Annotated in this window: 21 protein-coding genes and 1 pseudogene; 4 read left to right on the top strand and 18 right to left on the bottom strand. The window is 61.8% G+C overall.

The genetic code is table 11. The features are described from left to right. Positions 1 to 22: 22 nt before the first annotated feature. The 17 genes and pseudogenes from IVA75_RS38820 to IVA75_RS38740 all read right to left on the bottom strand — a co-directional run bounded on the left by IVA75_RS38820 (position 23) and on the right by IVA75_RS38740 (position 20,719). Positions 23 to 1,195 (bottom strand): iron-containing alcohol dehydrogenase, encoded by a 1,173-nt coding sequence (locus IVA75_RS38820; protein ID WP_247282391.1) that lies wholly within the window; start codon positions 1,193 to 1,195, stop codon positions 23 to 25. Continuing rightward, positions 1,192 to 1,806, bottom strand: a complete 615-nt coding sequence (locus tag IVA75_RS38815) for an adenylate kinase (protein WP_247282390.1) — start codon at positions 1,804 to 1,806, stop codon at positions 1,192 to 1,194. The genes IVA75_RS38820 and IVA75_RS38815 overlap by 4 nt, the downstream gene beginning before the upstream one ends. A 21-nt stretch (positions 1,807 to 1,827) precedes the next feature. Beyond that, complete coding sequence (gene ppa, locus IVA75_RS38810; protein WP_247282389.1) at positions 1,828 to 2,355, bottom strand: inorganic diphosphatase; 528 nt, start codon at positions 2,353 to 2,355, stop codon at positions 1,828 to 1,830. 65 nt (positions 2,356 to 2,420) lie between these two features. Further along, a pseudogene (locus IVA75_RS38805) lies at positions 2,421 to 3,479 on the bottom strand (AMP-binding protein); the annotation flags it as partial. A gap of 42 nt (positions 3,480 to 3,521) precedes the next feature. Beyond that, positions 3,522 to 3,917, bottom strand: coding sequence for a phasin family protein (locus IVA75_RS38800; protein WP_247282388.1), 396 nt, complete (start codon positions 3,915 to 3,917; stop codon positions 3,522 to 3,524). A gap of 45 nt (positions 3,918 to 3,962) precedes the next feature. Then, on the bottom strand, positions 3,963 to 5,621 hold the full coding sequence (locus IVA75_RS38795; protein ID WP_247282387.1) for an acetolactate synthase large subunit: 1,659 nt from the start codon (positions 5,619 to 5,621) through the stop codon (positions 3,963 to 3,965). 74 nt (positions 5,622 to 5,695) lie between these two features. Next, complete coding sequence (locus tag IVA75_RS38790; RefSeq protein WP_247282429.1) at positions 5,696 to 7,018, bottom strand: MFS family transporter; 1,323 nt, start codon at positions 7,016 to 7,018, stop codon at positions 5,696 to 5,698. Positions 7,019 to 7,022: 4 nt separating this feature from the next. Beyond that, on the bottom strand, positions 7,023 to 8,060 hold the full coding sequence (locus IVA75_RS38785; RefSeq protein ID WP_247282386.1) for an isocitrate/isopropylmalate family dehydrogenase: 1,038 nt from the start codon (positions 8,058 to 8,060) through the stop codon (positions 7,023 to 7,025). A gap of 62 nt (positions 8,061 to 8,122) precedes the next feature. Next, complete coding sequence (locus tag IVA75_RS38780) at positions 8,123 to 9,442, bottom strand: MFS transporter (RefSeq protein ID WP_247282385.1); 1,320 nt, start codon at positions 9,440 to 9,442, stop codon at positions 8,123 to 8,125. A gap of 24 nt (positions 9,443 to 9,466) precedes the next feature. After that, a complete protein-coding gene (acnA, locus tag IVA75_RS38775; RefSeq protein WP_247282428.1) occupies positions 9,467 to 12,181 on the bottom strand; it encodes an aconitate hydratase AcnA in 2,715 nt (904 codons plus the stop codon). Positions 12,182 to 12,231: 50 nt separating this feature from the next. Next, positions 12,232 to 13,029, bottom strand: a complete 798-nt coding sequence (locus tag IVA75_RS38770) for a substrate-binding domain-containing protein (RefSeq protein ID WP_247282384.1) — start codon at positions 13,027 to 13,029, stop codon at positions 12,232 to 12,234. 77 nt (positions 13,030 to 13,106) lie between these two features. Continuing rightward, positions 13,107 to 14,414, bottom strand: coding sequence for an MFS transporter (locus IVA75_RS38765; protein WP_247282383.1), 1,308 nt, complete (start codon positions 14,412 to 14,414; stop codon positions 13,107 to 13,109). 276 nt (positions 14,415 to 14,690) lie between these two features. Continuing rightward, positions 14,691 to 15,767 carry an ABC transporter substrate-binding protein gene (locus IVA75_RS38760; protein WP_247282382.1) on the bottom strand — a complete coding sequence of 359 codons (1,077 nt, stop codon included), beginning with the start codon at positions 15,765 to 15,767 and terminating at the stop codon, positions 14,691 to 14,693. A gap of 87 nt (positions 15,768 to 15,854) precedes the next feature. Next, entirely contained in the window at positions 15,855 to 17,276 is a 1,422-nt protein-coding gene (locus IVA75_RS38755; RefSeq protein WP_027569367.1) for a sensor histidine kinase, read from the bottom strand. After that, positions 17,276 to 17,938 (bottom strand): response regulator transcription factor, encoded by a 663-nt coding sequence (locus IVA75_RS38750; RefSeq protein WP_247282381.1) that lies wholly within the window; start codon positions 17,936 to 17,938, stop codon positions 17,276 to 17,278. The genes IVA75_RS38755 and IVA75_RS38750 overlap by 1 nt, the downstream gene beginning before the upstream one ends. Positions 17,939 to 18,557: 619 nt before the next feature. Then, on the bottom strand, positions 18,558 to 19,979 hold the full coding sequence (gene hydA / locus IVA75_RS38745; RefSeq protein ID WP_247282427.1) for a dihydropyrimidinase: 1,422 nt from the start codon (positions 19,977 to 19,979) through the stop codon (positions 18,558 to 18,560). Beyond that, entirely contained in the window at positions 19,979 to 20,719 is a 741-nt protein-coding gene (locus IVA75_RS38740) for an aspartate/glutamate racemase family protein (protein WP_247282380.1), read from the bottom strand. Before IVA75_RS38740 ends, hydA begins: the two co-directional genes overlap by 1 nt. Positions 20,720 to 20,923: 204 nt before the next feature. Here IVA75_RS38740 and IVA75_RS38735 point away from each other — a divergent pair, with 204 nt between their 5' ends. Further along, positions 20,924 to 21,634, top strand: a complete 711-nt coding sequence (locus tag IVA75_RS38735) for a GntR family transcriptional regulator (protein WP_247282379.1) — start codon at positions 20,924 to 20,926, stop codon at positions 21,632 to 21,634. 2 nt (positions 21,635 to 21,636) lie between these two features. Then, complete coding sequence (locus IVA75_RS38730) at positions 21,637 to 22,386, top strand: aspartate/glutamate racemase family protein (protein ID WP_247282378.1); 750 nt, start codon at positions 21,637 to 21,639, stop codon at positions 22,384 to 22,386. Here IVA75_RS38730 and IVA75_RS38725 read toward each other — a convergent pair. Further along, a complete protein-coding gene (locus IVA75_RS38725) occupies positions 22,383 to 23,774 on the bottom strand; it encodes an amidase family protein (protein ID WP_247282377.1) in 1,392 nt (463 codons plus the stop codon). The genes IVA75_RS38730 and IVA75_RS38725 overlap by 4 nt on opposite strands. 88 nt (positions 23,775 to 23,862) lie before the next feature. On the opposite strand from IVA75_RS38725, the gene IVA75_RS38720 reads away from it, so the two are divergent. Together IVA75_RS38720 and IVA75_RS38715 are read left to right on the top strand one after the other, a co-directional pair. Beyond that, the gene (locus IVA75_RS38720) at positions 23,863 to 24,957 is read left to right on the top strand and encodes an ABC transporter ATP-binding protein (protein WP_247282376.1); all 1,095 of its coding nucleotides are present in this window, start codon (positions 23,863 to 23,865) and stop codon (positions 24,955 to 24,957) included. 30 nt (positions 24,958 to 24,987) lie between these two features. Further along, positions 24,988 to 26,034: an ABC transporter substrate-binding protein gene (locus IVA75_RS38715; protein WP_247282375.1), complete on the top strand. Its 1,047-nt coding sequence runs from the start codon at positions 24,988 to 24,990 to the stop codon at positions 26,032 to 26,034. The last annotated feature ends 14 nt before the right edge of the window (positions 26,035 to 26,048 follow it).

The following is a 26,048-nucleotide window of genomic DNA, read 5'->3' as shown; positions in this document are numbered from 1 at the left end:
GCTGCTCACTCTTTGTGCCCACTCAGGCCGCCGCGCGGTTGCCGAAAGCCTCGGTGTAGATCGCCAGCGCATCGTCGAAGCCCAATTCCCTGGGATTGTTGACGAGAAGCCGCGTTTGCTTCATCGCGTCCTCGGCGAGCTTCTTCAGGTCGCCCCTCGCGATGCCGACATCGGCCAGCGAGGCCGGTACGTTGCAATCCCGGCAGATCGCCGCGATCGCATCGACGAACAGCCGTGCCCGCTGGCTGACGCTCATTCCTTCCGATTTGGGATCGACGATCGGCGCCAGTTCGGCGTAGAGGCTTTCTGCCTCCGGCAAATTGAAGCGCAGCACCTGGGTCAGCACCAAGGCATTCGACAGGCCATGCGGCACGTGGAACAGCGCACCGATCGGATAGGCCAGCGCGTGGACGGCGGCGACCGGGGAATTGGCGAACGCCATGCCAGCTAGCATCGAACCCAGCAGCATTTGCGACCGCGCTTCGAGATTAGATCCGTCCGCACAGACCGTCCGGACATTCGCCGACAGCAGGGCGAGAGCCTGCCGCGCCAACTGGTCCGACATCGGATTCTTCCGGTGCTTGCTGGTATAGGCTTCGATCGCATGGACCATGGCGTCGATGCCGGTCGCCGCGGTGACATGCGCGGGCAGGCCGAGCGTCAGCTCCGGATCGAGGATCGCCCAGTCAGGGAGCAGGCGGGGCGCAACGACGCCCTTTTTCTCGGTCGTCGGCGTGGTGACGATCGCGATCGGGGTCACCTCCGAGCCCGTTCCGGCCGTTGTCGGCACCAGCAGCAGCGGAAGGCGTTCGCCCTTCGCAAGGCCGACGCCGTAGATATCTTCGAGGCGATCAGGCGTCTTGGCCAGATAGGCCACCAACTTCGCGGTATCGAGCGCGCTGCCGCCGCCGATCGAGGCAACCAGCTCGATGTCCTTGTCACGGCAAAGTGCGACCGCCCGCTCGATGATATGCGACGGCGGATCCGCCTCCACATCTTCGAATATTGTCAGTTCGCAGCCGCCGGCAATCAGGCCGGCCTCGGCGTTTTTGGTAAGGCCGGCATTGCGTACACCCTTGTCGGTCACCAGCAGGACACGTTTTGCCGCGTATCCCGCAACCAACTCCGCCAGCTTTTTCGATGCGCCTGCCTCGAACAGGATGTTGGGCGGCGCCTGGAAGGTAAAAGCTTTCATCTGACATCACTCCTGATCTGATCGGACATTACTGCCGCAAGCGCCGCGGCGAGCTGTTCGGTCACGGCGTCAATCGGCTGCAAACCGTCGACGATGTTGAGCAGTCCCAGCGACCGGTAGTATTCCGTGACCGGCGCGGTTTGCTCGCGGTAAACGTCGAGCCGGGTCTTGAAGACCTCGGGATTATCGTCGCGGCGCACCGGCTCGCCGCGGCTTGCCGCCTCGTCGGCGCGCCCCTTGATGCGCTCGAGCAGTGCATCTTCGTCGATCTCGAGCTCAAGTACCGCGTCGAGCTTGATGCCCCGGATAGCGAGTTCCCGATCGAGCGCCTCGGCCTGCGCGACCGTGCGCGGGAAACCGTCAAGGATAAAGCCGTTTGCCGCGTCGGAATGATCGATACGATTGGCGATCACCGATACCACGACATCGTCGGGCACAAGTTCACCTCGATCCATGATGTGCTTGACGCGTAATCCCGCAGCCGTGCCTTCCGCGACCGCCTGACGCAGCATGTCGCCGGTCGACAATTGCGGGATCGCAAATCGAGTGACGATCCTCGTCGCCTGCGTGCCCTTGCCTGCGCCTGGCGGCCCCAACAGAACCAGTCTCATATCGTTGCCCATATCTCGGTTTTAGCTCTTTGCCCGCGCGATTGCATCGACGATCAGCCGGCGCGCTTCGGCACTGTCGCCCCATCCGATCACCTTCACCCACTTCCCCGGCTCCAGATCCTTGTAGTGCTCAAAGAAGTGCTGAATCTGCTCGATCGTGATTTGCGGCATGTCGGCGATCCCGCGGACATGATCGTAGCGCATCGTCAGTTTCGGCATCGGCACGGCGATGATCTTCTCATCCCCGCCGCCATCGTCATCCATCCTGAGCACGCCGATCGGCCGGACATTGATCACAGCGCCAGGAGCGATCGGCCGCGAGTTGGCCACAAGCACGTCGATCGGATCTCCATCGTCTGAAAGCGTGTGCGGCACGAAGCCATAATTTCCGGGATAGCGCATCGGCGTATACAGGAAGCGATCGACGAACAGCGCGCCGGCCGCCTTGTTCATTTCGTATTTGATCGGTTCACCGCCGATCGGAACCTCGATGATGACATTGATGTCTTCCGGGGGATTGTCGCCAATCGAAATCGCGTCGATATTCATTTCGGCGCCGCCTTTTGGCTATGGCGGTTTTTGATCAGATCATCGACCACGGCGGGATCGGCCAAGGCCAGCGGGCCGTAAACGATGTAGCAGTGGCCCGTGACCCAGCCGACATCAGCCGTGCACCAGTAGATGTCGCCGTCGTGGTAGTCGAACACATATTGGTGCGTCATCGACGCAAAAACGCGATAGCCACCCGTGCTGTGAACGACACCCTTGGGAGCACCGGTTGAACCCGACGTGTAAAGAAGGAATAGCGGGTCCTCCGCGTTCATTTCGACCGGCGTGCAATCGGCCGAGGCCTTTGCCACCTCGTCCGCGTACCAGACGTCGCGGCCGTCGACCCAGTCGATTGCACCGCCGGTGCGCTTGACCACGATCATCGTCTTCACGATGCCGGCCACCTTCTTCACCGCATCGTCGGCATTGACCTTCAGCGGTACTTTGCGGCCGCCACGCAACCCCTCATCGGCCGTGATCACGACCTTGGACTGACAGCCTTCGATACGCCCGGCCAGGGCATCCGGCGAGAACCCGCCGAACACGATGGAATGGACCGACCCGATCCGCGCGCAGGCGAGCATGGCGTAGGCGGCTTCCGGAATCATGGGCAGGTAGATCGTGACTGTGTCGCCTTTCTTCACACCGTGACTTTTCAGGACATTCGCGAAGCGGCAGACTTGATCGTGCAACTGCGCGTAGGTGATGTGCCTGGATTCGACGGGATCGTCGCCCTTCCAGATGATCGCGACCTGACCGGCACGCCGGGCAAGATGCCGGTCGATGCAGTTCATCGCCACATTCGTGGTGCCGTCCTCGAACCACTTGATCGAGACCTTGCCGGGCGCGAAGGACGTGTTCTTCACCTTCGTGAACGGCTTGATCCAGTCGATCCGCTTGCCGTGCTCCGCCCAGAAAGCGTCCGGCGTCGATACCGACTGGGCATACATGCTGCCGTACTTCGCAGCGTCGGCATGGGCGCGCCGTGCCCAGCCGGCCGGTACGTCATGGATCAACGTATCTGAGTTTTTCGTGCCCACCCTGGAGCCTCCCCGACGCACCGCGATGCGATTGCCTTGAGAGGATGATGCATCGTCCGCGCTCGGACCGCGTCCAGGCAACATCCCGTGATCAAGCGATCTAATTTCGCTTTGAGGCGACTGACCCTACTTTTTCAGGTCGACGGTCGACGGCTGGCTCATCGCACTCGCAAGCTCGCGAAACTGTGCGTTCATTTTTTCCATCTGCTCCTTGAGATGGCTCTGATAAACTGCACCCATTTCCTGCGGGTCCTTGGCATGCAACAGCCGCTGCGCAAGCTCGAAGCCCGGAGCCACATTTTCCTCGGCGAACGCGACCGCCCTTTCGTTCATCTCCTTCGCAGCCGAATAGGTTGAACGAACGCTGGAATCGGCCTTCTCTCTCAACTTCTGGGATTCGGTAATGTATTTCGACACAGCCTCTTTCGCCTTGTCGAGCGTGGTCTGCGCCATTTCCCGCATCTTCTCGGCCTGCTCGTTGATCTGCTCACTCATTGCGCTCTCCATCGCCGGCGCTTGCAACCACGCCGATTCAGCTCAGCTCATAAATAGACCCTTGCCGACGGCTCACACGGTCGGCTCAACGACCTGTTTCAGCTTCTCGCGAAGTTCATCCACCAGCACGCGCGTATTCTCGCTGTAGTCGATCGGCACCACGACGAGGTGCACACCGCCGCCCTTGAACGCGTTTTCGAGTGTCGGAATCAATGAGCCCGTGCTTTCGACCCGCGAGCCTTTCGCGCCGTAGCTCTCGGCATATTTGACGAAATCCGGATTGCCGAACGTGAGGCCAAAATCCGGGAAACTATCGACCGCCTGCTTCCAGCGGATCATGCCGTAAGCAGAGTCTTCCAGGATAAGCACGACGAGATTCAATTTAAGGCGAACCGCGGTTTCCATTTCCTGCGAATTCATCATGAAGCCGCCGTCGCCGCAGACCGCGAGCACGCGACGTTCCGGATGCAGCATCGCCGCCATCATGGCGGATGGCAGCCCGGCGCCCATTGTCGCCAGCGCATTGTCCAGCAGCAGCGTGTTCGCCACATAGGTGCGGTAGTTGCGGGCGAACCAGATTTTGTACATTCCGTTGTCGAGCGCGACGATGCCGTCCTCAGGAATGACCTTTCGCACATCGTGCACGATGCGTTGCGGGGTCGGCGGCCAGCGATCCTCGGTATTGCGGTCGGTGATCCGCTTCAAAATGCCTTCGCGAAGCCCGAGCAACGCGCCGGCGTTGTGCAGACGACCCTCCACGCGATCCGCTAGCAGTTCCAGGCTGGGCCCTACATCGCCAACCACCTCGCATTGCGGAAAGTAAACCCGCTCCACGTTGGCGGGCGTATAGCTGACGTGGATTACCTGGGGACCCTTCGGCCCCATGATGAACGGCGGCTTCTCGATCGTATCGTGGCCGATCGCGATGATGAGGTCGGCACGATCAACGGCCTCGTGGACGTAGTCACGTTCACTGAGCGCCGCCGTCCCCATATAGAGATTGCCGCCCCCGGGTACGGTCCCCTTACCCATTTGCGTCGTGAAGAACGGAATCTGCGTGCGGCGGACAAAGCCGCCGATGCCCGCCGTGCTACGCGGCCGGGATGCCGCGGCACCGAGCATGATCAATGGCCGATTGGCCTTGAGGATCATGTCGGCGGCGCGGTCCAGTGAGGCACGATGGGCGACCGGGATCTCGATCGGATGCTGCGCCACCATCGCGACGTCTTCGGCTTCCTCGCCCGCGATGTCCTCCGGCAATTCGAGCAGCACCGGACCCGGGCGTTCTTCCATGGCGATCCGGAAGGCATCGCGAACGATCGTCGGAATGCTGGTCGTGCTGACAATCTGGAGCGACAGCTTGGTCAACGGCTTGAAAGCGCTAACCACATCGACAATCTGGAATTTGGCCTGCCGGCTGCTCATGATGCCCTTCTGACCCGTGAGCATGATCATGGGCATGGCGCCGAGCAGCGCGTAGGCGGCGCCAGTCGTCAGGTTCAATGCGCCAGGGCCCAGCGTGGTGATGCACACGCCGGGCTTGCCGGTCAGCCGTCCATAAGTCGCGGCCATGAAGGCCGCACCCTGCTCGTGGCGTGTCAAGATCAGCTTGATCGACGAATTGCGCAGGCTTTCCACGACATCGAGATTCTCTTCACCGGGAACGCCGAAAATTCGGTCGACGCCCTCGTTCTCGAGTGCGGCAACCAATAGATCTGACCCCTTCGGCATTAGCGCGTCTCCTTTTTCAATTCACTTCTCAGCAGACACCGTCACACGCATGGACGAAGCCCGTGCTGTTCGATTCAGATCCGGCCATCGCCTTCGAGATAGCCTCGCGTCCTCGTATCTGGCATCCAGAGCGAGGCAATAAAGGCGACGCACGCCATCGCAGCGACGTACCAGAAGAATACCGTTTCGTATCCGGACGATTTCAGTGACAACGCAACGTATTCGGCGGTTCCGCCAAACATCGCATTTGCGATGGCGTAGGGAAGCCCGACCCCAAGAGCGCGCACCTCGGGCGGAAACAGCTCGGCCTTCACGACGCCGCTAATTGAAGTGTAGAAACATGCAATCATGAGGCCTACCATGATCAGGCCGAAGACGGCGTAGACGTTGGTCGTGCCGGACAACATCGTCAGCAGCGGCACCGCGGCGAGCGTCGCGCATCCGCTGAACAGAAGCATGTTGTTGCGGCGACCAATCCGGTCCGAGAGTGCACCGAACACCGGTTGCAGCAGCATGAAGGCGATCAGGGCGGCGGTCATGATCGAGCTGACCGTCTTGGCATCCAGCTTGACGCTGTTGACCAGGAACTTCTGCATGTAGGTCGTAAACGTATAGAAAAACAGCGATCCGCCGATCGTGAATGCTAGAACGATCAGGAGAGCGCGCTTGTGACGCCAAAGGCCGGATAGAGAACCAGCCTCCTTGCGATGCATGGTCTCGGCCGACGCCGTCTCCTGCAACGAGCGGCGAAGATACAAGGCCACAACGGCTGCGACGGCTCCGAACAGGAACGGAACTCGCCAGCCCCATTCCTTCAATTCGTCGAGCGACAATGTCTGTTGCAGAACCACGACAACGAGGAGCGCGAGAAGTTGCCCGCCGATGAGCGTGACATACTGGAAGGACGAATAGAACCCGCGGTTGCCCTTGCCGGCAATCTCGCTCATATAAGTTGCCGCCGTTCCATATTCTCCGCCGACCGACAGGCCTTGTGCCATGCGCGCAAACAGGAGCAGCGCAGGCGCCGCGGCGCCGATTGTTTGGTAGGTGGGCAGCATCCCGATCATTAGCGATCCGGCGCACATCAGGAGCACAGACAGCACCATCGAATTCTTGCGCCCATGCGCGTCGGCGATCCAGCCGAACAGCCAGCCACCGAGCGGCCGCATGAAGAACCCTACGGCGAAAATGCCGGCCGTCGCCAGCAACTGGCTGGTCTGGTCGCCCGACGGGAAGAACGCGGCCGCGAAGTAGATCGAGGTAAACGCGTAGGCATAGAAGTCATACCACTCGACCAGGTTTCCTGACGAGGCAGCCACGATCGCCTTGATACGTGACAGCTTTTGCGCCGTGCTATCAGCGGGGATTGCCGGGTGCGATGCAGCAATGGCGGTCATTTGCTTACCCTCCCAATCGACGGATGATGCTTTGCGTGAAGTCGCCAGTGGACGCCTTGCCGCCCAGATCGGGCGTGCGAACGCCGTCCTTGCGCAAGACCTGATCAATGGCCGCTCTAAGACGGTTTGCGAGATCAGGCTGATCAATGTGCTCCAGCATCAGCCCGACCGCCAGCAGCAAAGCGAGCGGATTGGCGATTCCCTTGCCGGCGATGTCCGGCGCCGAGCCGTGCACGGCCTCGAAGATCGCCGCGTCCGGTCCGATGTTGGCACCGGGCGCCATGCCGAGACCGCCGACCAACCCGGCGAGCTGATCGGACAGGATGTCGCCGAACAAATTGGTGGTGACGATGACGTCGAACTGCCAGGGATTCATGACGAGCTGCATTGCCGTGGCATCGACGATGCGATCGTCCATTTTGACCCTGCCCTCGTACTTCTTCGCAACCTCGTGACCGACCTCGAGAAAGATGCCGGTCAGCGCCTTCAGCACGTTGGCCTTGTGCACGACGGTCACCTTCTTGCGACCGTTCTTGAGAGCGTAGTCGAATGCGAATTCGATGATCTTGCGCGATCCTTCGCGGGTGTTGACCCCGGTCGAAATAGCGACCGCGTGCGGATCGTCCCCGATCGGGATGTAGTGTTCGAAAGCGACATAGAGGCCGCCGAGATTCTCTCGCACCAGCACGATATCGATTTCGTCGAATCGTCCTCCGGGAACCATGCTTCGAACCGGCCGCAAATTGGCGTAGAGGCCGAATTCTTCGCGCAGACGAACATTGATCGAGCGGAATCCGCCCCCCACCGGCGTCGTTAGCGGGCCCTTCAGGGCGAGCCGCGTGCGTCGGATGCTGTCCAGCGTCGCCTGCGGCAGCGGATCACGGCTTGCCTCGATCGCTGCCAGGCCACCCTGCTGGATGTCCCATTCGAATGGAGAGCCGAGCGCTTCGAGAATGTCGACGGCCGATTTCACGATCTCGGGGCCGATGCCATCGCCTGGAATGAGCGTGGCGGGCGGCTTCGTTTTGGATTGAGCAGGCATTACTATGTCCTCGAAGATGAGAGCCGCGGGGTTTTGTGAATTTCAGACATGCTGCCTTGCACTCAATGTACGGGGCTTGCGGCGGAGGCGGCGGGTAGCGTTTCCTGCTTGCTGATCCAAAGCACCGCGATGATCCCGGCGATTTGAAGCAAAGCCAGCGGTATCAAGGCCACGGGGAAGCTACCCGTCGCCTCCTTGATGACGCCGAGCAGCCACACCGCGCCAGAAGTGCCGATGTGCGACAGGGTATTGATGCCGGCAATTCCGGCCGCAGCAGTTGCCGGAGAGAGTGTCCCAGTCGCCAGGGCCCAGAATGGTCCCTTGATCGAATAATTACCGATCAAGACCACGCTCAGAATAGCAAGCGTCACGGGTAATGAGCTCGTGAGCATGGTCGCAAGCAGCGCCGTTGCGCATAGCGCAAGTGGTATTGCGGTGTTTTGGGCATGGGCGCTCGACCTGTCCGAATATCTTCCCCAAAAGATCATCGCGACGGAGGCGATGCCAAATGGGATGGCATTCAGGAAGCCGGTCTCCATGTTGGACATCCCGAACGATTTCACGATCTGAGGCTGCCACAGCGACAACGCGTTGCTCGTGGCCGAGCTTCCCGCATAGATCAGACCTAGGATGAGCACATATTTGTTGGTCAGAATTTGCCACAGCGACATGTGGCCGCCCTGCTTCGCCATCGATCGCTCGGACTGCAGGCGCGCGTCGAGCCAATTGCGCGCCTCCGGCTCGAGCCACTTTGCATCAGCGGGTTTGTTCGGAAGTCCGAAGAACGAGACCAGGCCGAGCAGGACCGCCGGAATGGCTTCAACGATGAAAAGCCACTGCCAACCACGCAGACCCAGCAAGCCATCCATCGCCAGCAAGGCGCCGGATATCGGCGACCCCAGAAAGCTCGATAGCGGTATAGCCACCATGAAAACCGCAACGATCCGTGCGCGATAAGCCGCCGGAAACCAGAAGGTCAGATACAGGATCACACCAGGAAAGAACCCGGCCTCCGCTGCACCCAACAAAAAGCGGCTCAGATAAAAAGTAATCGGCCCTACCGCAAAAGCGGAGAGAATACCGACTATCCCCCATGTGATCATAATGCGCGCGATCCAGATCCGCGCGCCAACTTTCTGCATCGCCAGATTGCTGGGTACCTCGAAAATAATGTAGGCGATATAGAACAGCGCCCCGCCCGCCCCGAAGGCAGCCTGCGTCAGCCCCAGATCCTTGTTCATTTGCAGGGCCGCAAACCCGGCATTGACGCGGTCGACGTATGAAATGAAATAGCAAAGCATGAAAAACGGAAGCAGGCGCCAAGTAATGCGGCGCATGGTTTCCGCTTCGATCCTCGGTAGCGGCGCGGAAGTCGTTGGCATGGCGTCCTCGTTTCGGGTTGACGATCAGGCAGCCAGTTGGCGTAGGACGTATTGAAGAATTCCGCCGTTGCGGAAATATTCGAGCTCGTCGAGCGTATCGATGCGGCAGGTCAAAGGAACGACGATCTTGCTCACGCCATCGGACCCGCGGATCTCGATCGCGAGCTTCTGGCGCGGCAGCAGGCCGCTCTCGATTCCGCGCAGGGTCACGATCTCGTCGCCTTTCAATCCGACCGACCGCCAGGACGTACCCTCCTCGAACACCAGCGGCATCACGCCCATGCCAACGAGGTTGGACCGGTGAATGCGCTCAAAACTTTCGGCAACAACGGCGCGAATACCAAGAAGGTTGGTGCCCTTGGCCGCCCAATCGCGCGACGAACCGGTGCCGTATTCCTTGCCTGCGAACACCACCAGCGGCACCTTGTCGGCCTGGTAACGCATGGCGGCGTCGTAAATCGACATCCGCTGGCCGCTCGGCTGGTGAATGGTGTAGCCGCCCTCGACCACCTTGCCGGCTTCGTCCTTCACCGTTTGGTTCTTGATGCGGATGTTGGCGAAGGTGCCCCGCATCATCACTTCATGGTTGCCGCGGCGGGTGCCGTACTGATTGAAGTCGACGACGCGGATCTGATGGTCGCGTAGATAGCGCCCGGCGGGACTGCTTTCCTTGATCGAACCCGCGGGCGAGATGTGATCGGTGGTGATCGAATCCAGGAACATGCCGAGAATGCGCGCATTGATGACGTCGGTCGGCGGCGTCGGGTCGCTGGTCATCCCGACGAAGCATGGTGGGTTCTGGACATAGGTCGAAACCTGGTCCCACTCGTAGGTTTGCCCCTCGGAGACGCCGATATTCTTCCAGTTGGTATCGCCGCTGAAGACGTCCGAATAGCGCGCCTTGAACATCTCGCTGCCTATCGTGCGATCGATGCAATCCTGCACATCCTTGCTCGAAGGCCAGATATCCCGCAGATATACCGGCTTTCCGTCGCTGCCCAAGCCGAGCGGCTCCTTCACCAGATCCAATGCCATCGATCCGGCAAGCGCATAGGCGACGACCAGCGGCGGCGACGCCAGATAGTTCGCCCGGACGTCCGGATTGACCCGCCCCTCGAAGTTGCGATTGCCGGAGAGAACCGCGACCGCCACGAGGTTGTTGCCCGAGATGGTGTCGGAGATTGCCTGCTGGAGCGGGCCGGAATTGCCGATGCAGGTCGTGCAGCCGAAACCCACCAGATTGAAGCCAAGCCTGTCGAGATCGGCTTGGAGACCCGATTTCCTGAAGTACTCCTCGACGATCTGCGACCCCGGCGCGAGCGAGGTCTTGACCCATGGCTTTGTCCTCAGCCCTTTGGCAACGGCGTTGCGCGCCAGCAATCCTGCCGCCAGCATGACGCTGGGGTTCGAGGTGTTCGTGCATGACGTGATGGCGGCGATCACCACGTCGCCGTGACCGAGATCGAAGTTTGCACCTTCAACACAATGCCGGCTGCCGGTCTGCGCGAGTTGGCGGAACTCCTGATCCATGGCGCCGAGGAAGGCGATTTTTGCGGTGTCGAGCGTCACGCGATCCTGTGGCCGCTTTGGTCCGGCGATCGACGGCACGACATCGGTCATGTCGAGTTGCAGGGAATCCGTGAACACCGGATCCGGGGTATCGGCGGAGCGCCACATGCCCTGGGCTTCGGCATAGGCCTTGACCAGCGCGACGCGCGCGGGATCACGGCCGGTGGTGGTCAGATAATCGATTGTTCGCTGATCGATCGGGAAGAAGCCGCAGGTCGCGCCATATTCAGGCGCCATATTCGCGATGGTCGCACGGTTCGCCACCGTCGCGTCGTCGAGCCCCGGGCCGTAGAACTCGACGAATTTGCCGACCACACCGCGCTTGCGCAGCATCTGCGTCACCGTCAACACGAGATCGGTCGCCGTGACGCCCTCCTTGAGCCGGCCGGTGAGCTTGAAACCGACGACTTGCGGCAGCAGCATCGAAATTTGCTGGCCGAGCATAACAGCCTCGGCCTCGATTCCGCCGACGCCCCATCCGAGCACGGCCAGGCCGTTGACCATCGTGGTGTGGGAATCCGTGCCGACGAGCGTATCGGGATAGGCCAGGTCATTCCCGCCGTCTTCAGCCCGGCCGATCCAGATCGTCTGAGCCAGGTATTCCAGATTGACCTGATGGCAGATACCGGTCCCCGGAGGGACCACCCGGAAATTCGAAAATGCGCCCTGTCCCCATTTCAGAAAGCGATATCGCTCACCGTTGCGCTGGTATTCGAGCTCGACGTTCCTGGCCAGTGCCTGACCATTGCCGAACGCATCGACGATGACGGAGTGATCGATGACGAGGTCCACAGGTATCAGCGGATTGATCTTTTGTGGATCTCCGCCGAGGGATTTCATAGCGTCCCGCATCGCGGCAAGATCGACCACGGCCGGAACGCCGGTGAAATCCTGCATCAGTACCCGGGCCGGCCTGAAGGCGATTTCCTTCTCGGCCGAGCCCTTGTCTTGTCTCCACAGCGCGGCATGCTCGATGTCAGCCTTGCTCGTGCTGCGGCCGTCTTCGTTGCGCAGCATGTTCTCGATGATGACTTTCAGGGAGAATGGCAGTCTCGAGACGCTGGGAAGGCCATTCTTTTCCGCCGCGGCAAGCGAATAGTAGGCGTAGGTCTTTGCACCGACGACAAGTGTCTGGCGTGCGCCGAAGCTGTTGAGATACTGCTTCACAATCGAGTCCCCCTTCGCTGGAATCGTCCGCCTCCCGCAGATCTGAAGCCGGTCTATTTCTCCGATGCTGCAAAGGGATCGAGACCCGCTTTTTTCAGGGCCGGAGCGGCTGCAGCTGAAGCGAGGAAGGCAATGAGAGCCCGTCCGGCTTCCGGCTGACTGGCACTGGAGGTTATGCCTGCAGAAAAGATCGTGATTTTCTGGACGTCTGCCGGGAGCGGCCCGACAAGGTCGGCACCAGCGATCGGCAGAAGTTCACTGATCTGCTGAAAGCCGAGTTCGGCGTCGCCGCGTGCAACAACACTCGCTACCGGATCCGCGGGAATCATTTTGGCTTTGTCCTTCATCTCGGCGGCAATCCCGAGACGCTTGAACAGCTCGGTGCCTACATAGACGCCGCTGGCGCTATCGGAGTATGCAACTGACTTCGCGTTCAACAGTGCCTGCTTCAATGCGTCAGGCGTACCGATATCAGGCTTTGGGGTCCCGGCGCGTACAGCGATCCCGATCGGCGAGCGTACCAGGTCGACGCGGCTGATTCTGACCGCCCTGCCCTGCTCGATCATCTCGCCAAGCGCATCGCCGACCATGATGAGCACGTCCGCCGCCTCGCCGCGCGCCAGTCGCACGGGGATGGCGTTCTCCGTCGTTCCCATCGATGGGCCATAGGCCGTGACAACCGTGTTTCCCGTCGCGCGTTCGAATTGCGGTACGAGTTCCTTGTAAGGTGTAGCCAAGCCTCCCGAGATCATGACCCTGACCTCGGACGCCCCGGCTAGTCCCGCCGAGGCCGTCAAAACAATCAGCAAGCTCAGCGCAACTAGCCTGCGCACGACGATCGTCACGCTCATCGGCAATTTCCTTCGATGCAGTTATTCGGGGACTGTGCTTGCTCGATGATGGTCGACGTCATCGAGCACTTTGGTGGTCACGTCCCTATCACCGTCTCGGCCGAACTGGCCCCGGATAGCGCGCGTCGTTCCTGCGGCCTGTAAACGAGGTACGTCCCGGCCAGACCACAGAGTGCTGCCGCGCTCATCCAATATCCCGGCGACGCATTGTCACCAGTGGCCGCGATCAGCCAGGTGCAGATCGCTGCCGTAAACCCGCCGAACGTCGTTGCCAGACTATATGCGAGGGAGAATCCCGACGTTCGTACACCCACCGGCATGACTTCGGTCAATGCGACGATCATCGCGCCGTTGTAGCTGGCGTAGATGAAAGACAACCAAAGCAGGACCGTCAACATTTTCGGGAACGTCGGGCCTGCGGCCAACCAGGAAAGCGCGGGATATGCAGTCAGAAATGCCAAAGTCGAAAAGGCGATGAGGATCGGCCGACGACCAATCCGATCGGACAACGAGCCCATGATGGGAAGCCAGATGAAGTTCGATATTCCCACGCAAATCGTCACGATCAGGCCATCGGCCGCGGTCAGCTTGAGGACCGATTTGCCGAATGTCGGCGTGTAGACGGTAATGAGGTAGAAAGACACCGTGGTCATGATCACCATCATCATCCCGGCAAGAACAATGCTCCAGTTTGCGAGGATGGAGCGATAGATCTCGCGGGGTGTTGGATGATGCTTCCGCGCCAGGAATTCGTCGGTTTCCTGCAGCGAGCGTCGAATGAAGAATACGAAAGGAACGATCAGGCAGCCGATGAAGAACGGAATGCGCCAGCCCCAATCGTCAAGTTGCGCCGGTGCAAGCCATGCATTCAGAGCGAAACCCAGCGAGGCCGAGACGATGATCGCGACCTGTTGACTCGCCGATTGCCAGCTGGCGTAAAAACCCTTCTTTCCCAGCGTGGCCATTTCCGAGAGATAGACGGAAACACCACCAAGCTCGACGCCAGCCGAGAAGCCCTGCAGCAGGCGTCCAATCAAGACGAGAATCGGGGCCAAGATGCCAATGGTTGCGTAACTTGGCACGAACGCGATGAGCACCGTCCCGGCAGCCATGATGGACAATGTAACGATCAGGCCTTGGCGCCGGCCGATCCGATCCACGTAAGCTCCGAGGATGATGGCGCCGAGCGGACGCATCAGAAAGCCTGCGCCAAACGCGACAAAGGTCAGCAGCAGTGACGCGTATTCATTTTCGAGCGGGAAGAATGCCTTGGCGATGTACGATGCGTAGACGCCCGACAGAAAGAAATCGAACATCTCAAGAAAGTTGCCACTGGTGACGCGGAGCACCATGCCAAGCTTCGACTGTCCGGTGGTAGCCGTCATGCCGTCCTCCCATTTATCGTTTGTGATTCTTTGTCTTGTTCACCCGTCAGGCAGGTGTTGCAAACTTGATCGCGGCCGGATTGACCGATGCGCAAGGCGCTATCATTCAAGCTAGGCTGCCTCACCGTATATCAGCTGCCTGTCATCAACCTGTCGCTGATGCACCCTGCAGGAGACTCTGGTCGGAGTCGGAGTGAAGACGGTGCGCTTGGCGAGCCGGGAGATATGGGGGGTCTCTCGGATGTTATTCAGTTTGAATTCCAAATCCGTGGATTTCTATCGATCCTGCAACGCGCGGCGCCACTCTTTGAGAAAGCTCGCTCGTTTCGACTGATCGAGATAGGTGAGCAATTCTGCACCAATATGGATTGGTTTGACCGCGTTGCTGCGATCCGCAGGTATGACAACTTCTGCACCGAGGCCGAGGCGCACAGGACCGACCGACCGGGCCAGGAGAAACTTCTGACCGCGTTCCGAAAGCAAGTAATCGAGGAACAGTTTCGCGGATTCTGGGTGCGGCGCGGTGACCGGTATGAAGGCTATGCGCGACATCAACGTGATGTAGTCGGCAGGAAAAACTATTCCGATTGAGGCATCTTCCTTGGCCCGTTCGATCGCGTAAGACCCTATCATATTGTAGGCAATCAAATGTTCGCCGGATGAAATTCGATCAAGCACCGTTCCGGTGGTCGAGTAGAGCTTGATACCGGCGCCCCCGAAGGCACGGACCAAATCCCACGTTGTCCTCGTGATTCCGGCATCGCGCGTGATGAACAGGAATCCGGTCCCGCTCTGCTCCGGGTCATAGGTTGCGATCTTGCCCCGATAGGTGTCAGGCTTTCGGCTTAGAAGGCTCTTCAGATCAGCGCGCGTTCGGGGAACTTCAGACTCCGCAACGAGGTTCTTGTTATAAACAATGACAATCGGTTCCGCCGTGATGGCGTAGGCTTCGTCTTTCCAGATTGCCCAATCCGGGATATGCGCAATTTCCTTCGACACATAGGGTTGGGCATAGCCGTCATTGACGAGCTTGATCTGCAGATCCATCGCGGAGCTCCAGACAATGTCTCCGGGTGCTGCGCTGGCGGTCGAGGGATCCACGACTTGATTGTAGATCTCGTTGGAATTGATCTTTGTATGGACGATCTCGATGTCCGGATGACTTGCCCGGAAATCGGCAAGCAAGTCGGCGACGTCCGCGTCCTGGGTCGTCGATACGATGTTGAGTTGCTCTCGAGCTCCGGCGATAGCGGATGCTTGCCCCTTGAGAGGTCCGAGCTGCGCCTGCTCCGACTTGGCAGGCCATGCGAGCAAGACTCCAACGCACAAGGCCAAGGCTTTGGCAGCCCCCATCGGGACGTTTCCTCATCGATAATCCGCTTTGCGGACTTCAGTTTGTTCGGGACTGCAGCCACTTCTACAGCAGCGCACAATCCGGCCTCAACTTGAGCTTTCACCATCACGCTTGGCAAGAGGAAAGCTCACTGAAACCCGCAGGCCCCGGCCTTCCGGGCCAGGTGCAAGCACGATTTGAGCCCCGAGACGGTCCGACAACGCTTTCACGATTGCCAGGCCAAGGCCGCTTCCCTCAGGGCCGTTCGCCATCGGAATCCGATAAAAGCGTTCGAAGACACGGGCCAGATGGGCCTCCGGAATTCCCGGACCGGTATCCTCGACTTCAATTCGCGCGGTCGTGGTGTCAACAACCGCGCGAACCAGGACCAACCCGCCGGGTCGGTTGTAGCGGATGGCATTGTCGATCAGGTTTGCCAGCAACTCGCCAATCAGGACGGTATTGCCGGCGATAATCGCGGGACCGTCAAATCGATCGAACTGGACGTCGATATCGCGCGCGAAAGCCTGTGGGGCACGCTCCGACAGGACATTGAAGGCGACCTCGTTCAGGTCAACGTTCTCCGCGGCCGGTTGCGCAATGTTCTGCTCGTCGGCCCGAGCCAGTGTCACAAGTTGCCCGAGCAGCCGTTCAAGGCGGTTGATGGCGTTATCCACCTCGTTGAGGGCAGATTGGCCCGCCGGCGTCTCCGACCCCAGGCGTCGCACCAGATCGAGATGCGTCCGCAATATCGCCAATGGCGTTCGCATCTGATGCGAGGCATCGGCGGTGAACCGGCGCACTAGTCCAATGGCCAGATCCAGCCGCTGTAGCAGGGAATTTACCGCGAGCGCCGGTGCTAAAGCTTCCTGCGGCACCCGGGAAAGGTCGAGCGGACTGAGATTTGGACCGCCCTGAATACCGCGCGCATCGATTTCCTGCTTGAGTTCGCCAAGCGGCCTCAGGCCTCGATCGACTGCGTACCAGCCCAGGCAAGCGATGAGGCTAATCAACCCGGCCTCGAGCATCGCCAGTCCGATCAGCATTTCACGTTCGACGACGCGGCGCGCCTGCACCGTTTCGGCCACTGCGACGAGGACCAGCCCTGGCCTGCCGTAGACCTGCCGCGCCTGCGCGCCGATACGAACCGTCTTGCCGCGATACGCACCATCGCGATGGCCGGTTTCGCCAGCCTTCAATCGATCGAAGCCGGCCAATGGAAGATCCTTGTACCCGGTGATCAATTCGCCGAGGTAAGTCACGCTGTAGTAAATGCTATCGTGCGACTGGCTTTCCAGCATGCCGAGCGCAACCTGCGGCAAGTCGACGGTCAGTTCGCCATCTTCCACGCCGACACGTTCGGCGATGGCGAGAACCGACCCATCGAGCAACCGGTCATGGACCGTCTGGACAACGCGCTGGATCAGCAACATACCGCCGATTCCAAGCACGATCGCCAATACAATGGCGGGCGCCACCAGATTGGTGAGGAGCGTTCGCCTCAACGACGGCCGCCAGGTGGCGATCACTATACCTCCAGCAGATACCCTAGCCCGCGGACGGTGCGGATCCGCGGCCCGTCGGGACCGAGTTTCTGGCGAACGCGACCAACATAGAGTTCCGCCGCGTTCGGCGCTACCGCCTCGTCGAAGCCAAATACCTCCGCGATCAGACGCTCCTTGGACACGACTTTGCCGGCGCGGGTCATCAGCACTTCCAACACGGCAAACTCGCGCCGGCGCAACTCAAGCGGCCGGCCGCTCAGCGTAATCGTGCCCGCGACGCGGTCGTACGCGAGCGGGCCACAGATCAAGGTCGGATTGGGCAGCCCCTGCCCCCTTCTCACGAGCGCACGGACGCGGGCATCAAACTCGGCGATATCAAACGGCTTGGAGAGGTAATCGTCGGCGCCGAGATCGAGCCCGCTGACCTTGTCGCCGACCGTATAACGGGCAGTCAGAATCATGACCGGAACGGTTGACCCCGCCTGCCGTATCTTGTGCAGGACTCCGAAACCCGACACGTTCGGCAGGTTGATGTCCAGGATGATGAGGCTGTAGGGTTCAAGCAACGCGGTCTGCGCCGCCGAAGCCCCGTCAGACTCGATATCGACGGCGAACCCGGACAGCTTGAGCCGCTCGGCAAGGCCCCTCGCCATGGCGGCATCGTCCTCGACAATCAGAATCCTCACTGAACAAGCCCTTGCGTTCGCACCACCCGTGCGAGGGAGACGTCACCGTGAGGCTAGAAGGACAGTATCGAAAGATCAAATCGGAGCTTCCTCGCGGATACGAGGTCCTAGCGCAGACAGAAATCACTCGCGCGCGGCCTGTATTGCCCTTGACCAGCGATGTCGACGCAGTCTTGGCTCCAAACACAAACAGATCGAGCGCAAATTCCGCCCTGCTCCCTTTCGAGAGCCCTTTGCGCGATTCAGATCGAGGTCGCTCAAATGGCGTTCGGACTTTCCAGAATTTTCCCAGTGCACGCATCGTGCACACGTCGCTCTCTAACCAATTGGAAAATCTAAACTCTCGCTCCAATCCATGCTGGTCCCTACAGCAACCGAGGCCCAACCAGATCCAATCAGAGACGGTGTCTCCAACTAAGGACAGCAACTGCATTTAAGGCTCACGTCAAGGACGTCGCCTTATGGCGGGCGGCCGGCCAACCTTGTCCGAATTGAGCGGTTAGTTTTGCCGCATGCGAAGGCTGGATACGAACATGTGACCGGTATGATCTTCGGACTTGAGACGGCCATCGCCCCCGCGCACGAGCGGCACAGTTGAGCAGCAACGTGTTGAGCCCGATCAGATCAGGCTCGACCTGCCGCGGCTGAGAATGTCGCCTGCGCCTTTGTCGCCGACGATCCTGCCGTGCTCGTACACCACCCGGCCACGGGCGATCGTCGTTACCGGCCATCCCGTGACGTCGAACCCTTCCCATGGCGTGTAGTCCGAGCCGTGATGCAGATCGGCCTGCCGAATAGATTTCTTCAATTTGGGGTCCCACAGCACGATATCCGCATCGAAGCCGACACCGATCGAGCCCTTGCGCGGATAGAGGCCGTAGATGCGTGCATGGTTGGTCGCGGTCAGCTCGACGAATTTCTGCAGGCTGATCCGTCCCTTCGACACGCCTTCGGAGAACAGAATCGGCAGCCGGGTCTCGACACCCGGAATGCCGTTCGGCACCCAGCGGAACGAGGTGCGGCCGTTCGGCGTCAGCTTGCCCCTGGCATCGTCGTAACGGAACGGGCAGTGATCGGACGAGAAAGTCTGGAACACGCCTGACGTGATGCCTTCCCAGATCGCCTGCTGGCTTTCGGCATCGCGCGGCGGCGGCGAGCAGACATATTTCGCGCCCGTGATGTCCATGTTGAGGCCCTTCATGTCGTCGGCCGCCAGCGTGATGTATTGCGGGCAGGTCTCGGCATGCACGGGCAGTCCGCGCTGCTGGGCCCAGCGCACCTGCTCCATCGCCTCGCGCCCGGAGACGTGCACGATCATGATGGGAACGCCGATCACCTCGGCGTGACTGATGGCGCGATGCGTGGCTTCGCGCTCGACCGCCTGTGGCCGCGACACGCCGTGATAATACGGCGCGATATGGCCCTCGCGTTCCAGCTTGTTGGTCAGGAAGCGGATGGCGTCGTAACCTTCGCAATGAACCATCACCAGCGCTTCCTCGCGGCGCGCGACCTCAAAGACCTCAAGCAGCTGCTTGTCGCTGAGCACGAGGTCGTCATAGGTCATGAACACCTTGAACGAGGTGTAGCCGTCCTTGACCAGCGCCGGTAGTTCCTGCCCGAGCACGACCGCGGTCGGATCGGAGATGATGAGATGGAACGCCGTGTCGATATAGCACTCGCCTTCGGCAAGCTTGCGGTAGTTCTCGACGCAGGTCCGCAGCGACGTGCCTTTCTCCTGAAGCGCAAACGGGAGGACCATGGTGTTGCCGCCGGCGGCTGCCGAACGGGTCGCTGAGGCGAAGTCGTCGGCCATCACCACGTCGGGGCCGGAGGCCTGAGAGATGTGGACGTGGCTGTCGATCCCGCCGGGCAGCGCCAGCAGACCTGTTGCGTCGATCTCGCGGGCAGCACCCTCGAGATGATCAGCAATACTGACGATGCGGCCGTCGCGAATGCCGATATCGGCGCGAAACTCGTCGCTAGCCGTCACGATGGTGCCGCCGCGAATGGCGAGATCGAACTGCGTCACGGGAGTCTCCATCACTTGATGACCGCCGATGTCTGGAAGATCCGGCCCCAATCGACAAGAGCCCCGATGTCGCCACCCGCGAGCTCCAGGGTTCGCCATAGCGTAACCGCAACCGAATCGAGCACCGCGACTTTCAATTCCGGTTCGAGCGAGTCCGCCAGCGCGGCGCCGTCGAGGTTGGTGCAGAGGATGACGACAGCATCGGCGCCGTCAGCCGCCACAGCGCGGATCATGCCAGCAATCGTCGCAGGCGCGACCTCGCCGAACGAGAAATTGTCGCGCAGGCCGAGGTGCCGCTCCGTGTGCGGGGCGATCCCCTCCTCGGCCCAGACGTCACCGATCCGCCGCTGCACGTCATCGGTATAGGGCGATACGAGACCGACGCGCTTGGCGCCGAGCGCACGGGCGGCATCGATGCAGGCAAGCGTCGACGTCGTCGCGGGCACGCCGGTGCGCGCCGTGATTGCCTCGCAAAGGCTCCGGTCTCGGCCGATGCCGAGCCAGCTTGCGGACGTTCCGTTCCAGGCGATGGCATCGACCTTCGCATCGGCCAGCAGGTCCGCCGCCGGAAGCATCACCGAGGCGTCGAACTGGCTCAGCGCCGCAGCATCGAGCGCGATCTCGGTGACCCGGAAGCGTGAAAAATGGGCGGTGACGCCATCAACGTCGGCGAGCATCGCCGCGGTAGCCGGTTCGAGCACCGAGTTGGAGGACGGCGTGATCATGCCGAGGCGCTTGCGCAGAACTAACATCGATCGCGTCCGCTCCATTTTCGGCGAAGCGCGGTTGCGCTCCTCGGCAGGATCATCCGCATCCCGCGTACCCGCGCAACCCGCAATCTGCATACTGCATGCAATTTGTTCGAAATGCTTTTATTTTGAGCTACATACGTCTTCCATTTGAGCACGGAGTTTGACAGCGATTGACTAGGATTGCGCGCAAGCAGCGAGGCTTGCGTGCAGCAAAAATCCGAGCCGACCCCGGGACGAAAGTCGCCCAAACTCAAGCGGATGGGCCTGCACGAGCGCGCCGCCGCACGGATGCGAACGATGATCATTCGCGGCGAGCTGCCGCCGGGATCGCAGACCCAGGAGACCAGGTTGTCGAAGGAGCTGGGCGTATCGCGCACGCCCTTGCGCGAGGCGATGAAGGTGCTGGCGGCCGAGGGATTGATCGAACTGCGCCCCAACCGCAGCCCGCGCATCGCCGACATCGCCGTCGACGGCATCTCGGAATTGTTCGAGGCGCTGGCTGGCATCGAGCGGCTGGCCGCGGAGCTCGCCGCGGAGCGCGCCACGGAGCGCGATCTCGCCCGCCTGCGCACGCTCCAGACCCGCATGGAAGGTCATCATCGCAACGGCAAGCTCGACGAGTACTTCGCCATCAACGGCGAGATCCACAACACCATCGTCCGCATGGCGCGCAACACGCCGCTGCGCGAGGCGCACGAGGCGCTGATCTCCCGCGCCGAACGCGCGCGTTATCTCGCGCTCGGCGCCGACCGCCGCTGGAGCAATTCGGTCGACGAGCACGCCGGCATCCTTGCCGCGCTCGAGGCGCGCGATAGCGAAACCGCAGGACGCCTGCTTGGCGCTCATGTCCGGCGCACCGGCACCGCTCTGCTCGAAGTGATCGGCACCTCTCAAGCCAAGCAGACGGCGGCGTAATCATGAAGCTGCTGCTGCTCAACCCGAACACCAGCACCGCTGTCACCCAGTTGATGACGGATGTCGGGCAGCGCGCGGCTTCGGCCGGGACCGAGTTGATCCCCTGCACCGCGACCCGCGGCGTCCCCTACATCTCGACGCGCACCGAGGCACAGATCGGCGGCGCTATCGCACTGGAAATGCTGGCCGAGCAGCATCACAAGGTCGACGCCGCGATCATCGCCGCCTTCGGCGACCCCGGCCTGTTCGCCGCGCGCGAAACCTTCGACATTCCCGTGGTCGGCATGGCGGAAGCGGCGATGCTGACCGCCTGCATGGCCGGACGGCGTTTCGCCATCGTCACCTTCGCCCAGGCGCTCGGCCCCTGGTACGAGGAATGCGTCCGCGCCCACGGGCTGTGGGAGCGCTGCGCCGGTATCCGCATGCTCGATACGCCATTCCAGGCGATCTCCGAGGTCGGCACCGAGAAGGAGGATGTGCTGGTCGATCTCGCCCGGCGCGCGATCGTGGAAGACGACGCGGACGTGTTGATTTTTGCGGGTGCGCCGCTCTCGGGCCTCGCCGAGCGCGTCGCCGACCGGATCTCCGTCCCCGTGGTCGATCAAGTCATAGCCTCGGTGAAGCAGGCCGAGGCGCTGGTAGCGCTGCGCCTGCGCAAGGCAACTGCAGGCACGTACCGCCGCCCCGCCGCCAAACCCACCCTTGGCCTTGCCGATGCGCTCGCCGCCCGGCTCGAGCATCGCGACAGCTAGGGGAGCTTCGGCCAGCGATGGGAAAAACCGAGTTCGTTCTCGATGGCACGGCCGAAGGCAAACAGGCGGGATTCGCATCCCGGTGGGGCAATGATCTGGATGCCGAACGGCAGCTCGTTCTCCCCTCGCGGCGCCGGCAGGGTCAGGACCGGGAAACCGACCAGCGACACGATGAAGGTGATGGCGAGATAGTCGATCGGCGTCTCCAGCGCCGCGCCATCGATCGCGGTGACATCGCTGATTTCGTTCGGCCAGGGCAAGACGGACGCCGCCGGCGCCACCAGGAAATCGGCGCGGGTGAACAGCTCGCGAAAGCTGCGGTAGATCGCGGTGCGGCGACGCTCGGCGTTGAGATAATCCTCCGCGGAGAGCTTTGCGCCCGCCTCGATGTTCCAGATCACGGTGGGCGTGAGCTCGACGCGGCGCGTTTTCAGCAGCTCGCCATAGCTGTTGGCGATGTGCGCGGCGCGCAGCGTCCGGAATGTCTCGATCGCACCGCCGCAATCGGGCGCGGACGGCACCACATCGGCAGCGGCCGCGAGCGCCTCGCAGGCCGCGGCGAACCGCGCACGGACTTCGCGCGCCACGGGCGCGACACCGAAATCGGGCGTCACTGCGATGCGGGGACGTGCTGCAACCGGCCGGTCGTCATTGACGACGCCCATCGAGAGCGGGTCGTGCACATCGCCTCCCGCACAGATCGACAGCGCAAGTTCGAGATCGTCGACGCCGCGGGCCAGAAAACCGTGGGTGGCGAGCATGTCCCAGCCGAGCGGGCGATGCGGCGACGGGATGCGACCGGGCGTCGGCCGGAACGAGGCGACGCCGCAGAAGCTTGCGGGCGTCCGCACCGAGCCGCCGAAATCGGTGCCGTGCGCCAGTGGCACCATGCCAGCCGCGACCGCGACAGCGGAGCCGCCGGACGAACCGCCCGAGGTCAGCGCGGAATCGGACGGATTGCGGGTCGGGCCGCACAATTTGTTGGTGCAGACCGCACCGAAGCCGAATTCCGGCGTGTTGGTCTTGCCCAAGATGATCGCGCCGGCACGCCGCAGCCGCGCGACCACGAGATCGTCTTCGGCCGGGACGTGATCACGAAACAGAGCCGATCCGTAGGTGGTCGCAAGTCCCGCAGTGTCGGTGAGATCCTTGATCCCGACGGGCATCCCATGCAGCGCGCCGATCGGAGCGGGCGCGGCGTCGCAGATATCCGCAGCACGGCGAGCCCGGTCCGCGTCGACGGTCACGAACGCCGCCAATTGCGCGTCTTGGTGCGCAATCCGTTCGAGATGCGCCTCGACAACCTCGCGCGACGACAGCTCGCCCTTCGCAATGGCGCGCGCAAGGGTTGTGGCTGTGAGGTCGCAAACCGATCGATCCGATGTCATCGCCCCACCATGCCAAACCTCGCATCGAAAGGCGAGCGCGGCGGGCACGAGACTTGCTTTCTGCTTTGGCGCAACGGGAGGCAACATCATGGCTGAAGTGCAAGGCGGCCGATCGCTCGTCGTCGACGCCGTCACCCACCGCTATCCGAGCGGCGCGCTCGCCGTCGAGAACATCAATCTCGACATCAAGGGCGGCGAGATCATCGCGCTGCTTGGGCCCTCCGGTTGCGGCAAGACAACCCTGCTGCGGATCATCGCTGGCTTCATCGCACAGACGCAGGGGCGGATCATCATCGGCGACGACATCGTCGACCCGCTGCCGCCGAACCGTCGCGCGGTCGGCATCGTGTTCCAGAACTACGCACTATTCCCCCATCTCAGCATCGGCGAGAACGTCGCTTATGGGCTTGCCGCGCGCGGTATCGACAAGACGACCCGCCAGCGCGAAGCGCAGCGCCTGCTGGATCTGGTGCAACTGCCGACCATGTCGGAACGGTTGCCACGGCAGCTCTCCGGCGGCCAGCAGCAGCGCGTGGCGCTCGCTCGCGCACTGGCGATCAAGCCGTCGATCCTGTTGCTCGACGAGCCCTTTGCCGCGCTCGACAAGAATTTGCGGCTCGACATGCAGATCGAGGTCAAGCGGCTCCAGCGCGTCTCCGGCATCACCACGGTGATCGTGACCCATGACCAGGAAGAAGCGCTGTCGATGGCTGACCGCGTCGCGGTGCTGAGCCACGGCAAGCTCGAGCAGTTCGGATCGCCGTCCGACGTCTACGACCGGCCGCAGACGCTGTTCGTGAACACGTTCGTCGGCGCCAGCAACCGCATGCCCGGCGTGGTCGTCTCGGCGGACCGGACGGCCGCCAAAGTCCGCCTCGATGCTGGCGCTGAGATCATCGCGCGGCCGGCGGGTGGCGCGTTTGCCGAAGGCGGCCGCGCCACCGTCTGTATCCGCCCCGAGCATCTGCAATTCGTCGGCGACGAGACCGGCTTTGCCGGAGTGGTCGGCATGTCGCTGCCGCTCGGGGCCACGGTCGTGCACGAGATCACCACCGCCGACGGCTCCAGCGTCAAGATCTCACAGGCGCGCATCGGCGAGACGCGCACGCTGGAGAGCGGCGCCGCGGTGCGCCTCGCGCCACTCGCCCCGTCGCTCGCCAACGCTTTCCCTGCAACGCTTTAGATCCAGTTTTTGTCCAGAGGGAGTTCGACCATGATCATGAACCGCCGAAGCCTGATAACGACCGCACTCACACTCGGTGCCATGAAGGCGTTTCCCGGATTGAGCTATGCCCAGGCCCGCCCGCTAGTGTTTGCGACCTTCACCGGAAGCTGGGAGGAGGCGCACAAGGCCGTGCTGGTGCCGGCGTTCCGCAAGGCCAACGCGGACGCCGCAATGGTGCTCGACCCCATGCTCTCGGTCGACCAGATCGCCAAGGTGAACGCCGCCAAGGCCAATCCGCCGATCGACGTCATGCTGCACGATCCCGGCCCCGCCCTGGTCGCGATCGGCCAGGACCTGGTTGAGCCCTATCCGGTCGAGAAGAGCGCCTATTACAAGGACCTCATCGCCGAGGCACAGGAGCCGATGGGCCCCGCCCCGTTCTTCCAGGTCGTCGGCCTCACCTACAATCCGGAGGCGGTCAAGACGCCGCCGACCTCATGGGCCGATCTGTGGAAGTCCGAGTTCAAGGGCCGCGTCGGCATCACCAATCTTAACTCGACGCTCGGGACCGGCTGGCTGGTCGAGATCGCCAAGATGCGCGGCGGCTCGGAAGCCAATGTCGATCCCGGCTTCAAGGCGATCGAGGAGCTGAAGCCCAATCTCGCCGCGGTCGCGGCCAATCCCGGCGCGCTTGCCACCTTGTTCCAGCAGGGCCAGATCGACATCTCGCCCGGCAATTTCAACGCCATCCAGATCCTGAAAGCGCGCGGCGTGCCGGTCGAGTTCGTGGCCCCGAAGGAGGGCGCCATCGCCTTCAAGACCACGATCCACATCGTCAAGAACTCGCCCAACCGCGAACTCGCTTTCAAGCTGATCGAGGCGTCGTTGACGCCCGAGGTGCAGACCACGCTGATGAACCCGCCCTATCTGATCGTGCCGACCAATTCCAAGGTGACGATGGGCGGCGAGATTGCGCGCGTGCTCGCCAAGGACACCGCCGAGCTGAAGCAGAAATTCGTGTTCCAGGACTGGAAGAAGATCAACGAGCAGCGCTCGGCCTGGATCGAGCGTTTCAACCGCGAGATCAAGATCTAAGAGCTTTAGGGACC

It is taken from the genome of Bradyrhizobium sp. 134 (assembly GCF_023074155.1).
GTDB lineage: Bacteria > Pseudomonadota > Alphaproteobacteria > Rhizobiales > Xanthobacteraceae > Bradyrhizobium.
This window is presented reverse-complemented; position numbering and strand designations above follow the sequence as displayed.

What these genes read in the sequence shown, in the direction of transcription:
- IVA75_RS38760 (WP_247282382.1), bottom strand. Translation starts at nt 15,767, where the DNA reads ATGGGGGCTGCCAAAGCCTTGGCCTTGTGCGTTGGAGTCTTGCTCGCA.
- ppa (WP_247282389.1), bottom strand. Translation starts at nt 2,355, where the DNA reads ATGAATATCGACGCGATTTCGATTGGCGACAATCCCCCGGAAGACATC.
- IVA75_RS38785 (WP_247282386.1), bottom strand. Translation starts at nt 8,060, where the DNA reads ATGCCTGCTCAATCCAAAACGAAGCCGCCCGCCACGCTCATTCCAGGC.
- IVA75_RS38725 (WP_247282377.1), bottom strand. Translation starts at nt 23,774, where the DNA reads ATGACATCGGATCGATCGGTTTGCGACCTCACAGCCACAACCCTTGCG.
- hydA (WP_247282427.1), bottom strand. Translation starts at nt 19,979, where the DNA reads ATGGAGACTCCCGTGACGCAGTTCGATCTCGCCATTCGCGGCGGCACC.
- IVA75_RS38820 (WP_247282391.1), bottom strand. Translation starts at nt 1,195, where the DNA reads ATGAAAGCTTTTACCTTCCAGGCGCCGCCCAACATCCTGTTCGAGGCA.
- IVA75_RS38780 (WP_247282385.1), bottom strand. Translation starts at nt 9,442, where the DNA reads ATGCCAACGACTTCCGCGCCGCTACCGAGGATCGAAGCGGAAACCATG.
- IVA75_RS38790 (WP_247282429.1), bottom strand. Translation starts at nt 7,018, where the DNA reads ATGACCGCCATTGCTGCATCGCACCCGGCAATCCCCGCTGATAGCACG.
- IVA75_RS38720 (WP_247282376.1), top strand. Translation starts at nt 23,863, where the DNA reads ATGGCTGAAGTGCAAGGCGGCCGATCGCTCGTCGTCGACGCCGTCACC.
- IVA75_RS38730 (WP_247282378.1), top strand. Translation starts at nt 21,637, where the DNA reads ATGAAGCTGCTGCTGCTCAACCCGAACACCAGCACCGCTGTCACCCAG.
- IVA75_RS38815 (WP_247282390.1), bottom strand. Translation starts at nt 1,806, where the DNA reads ATGAGACTGGTTCTGTTGGGGCCGCCAGGCGCAGGCAAGGGCACGCAG.
- IVA75_RS38740 (WP_247282380.1), bottom strand. Translation starts at nt 20,719, where the DNA reads ATGTTAGTTCTGCGCAAGCGCCTCGGCATGATCACGCCGTCCTCCAAC.
- IVA75_RS38765 (WP_247282383.1), bottom strand. Translation starts at nt 14,414, where the DNA reads ATGACGGCTACCACCGGACAGTCGAAGCTTGGCATGGTGCTCCGCGTC.
- IVA75_RS38770 (WP_247282384.1), bottom strand. Translation starts at nt 13,029, where the DNA reads ATGAGCGTGACGATCGTCGTGCGCAGGCTAGTTGCGCTGAGCTTGCTG.
- IVA75_RS38795 (WP_247282387.1), bottom strand. Translation starts at nt 5,621, where the DNA reads ATGCCGAAGGGGTCAGATCTATTGGTTGCCGCACTCGAGAACGAGGGC.
- IVA75_RS38715 (WP_247282375.1), top strand. Translation starts at nt 24,988, where the DNA reads ATGATCATGAACCGCCGAAGCCTGATAACGACCGCACTCACACTCGGT.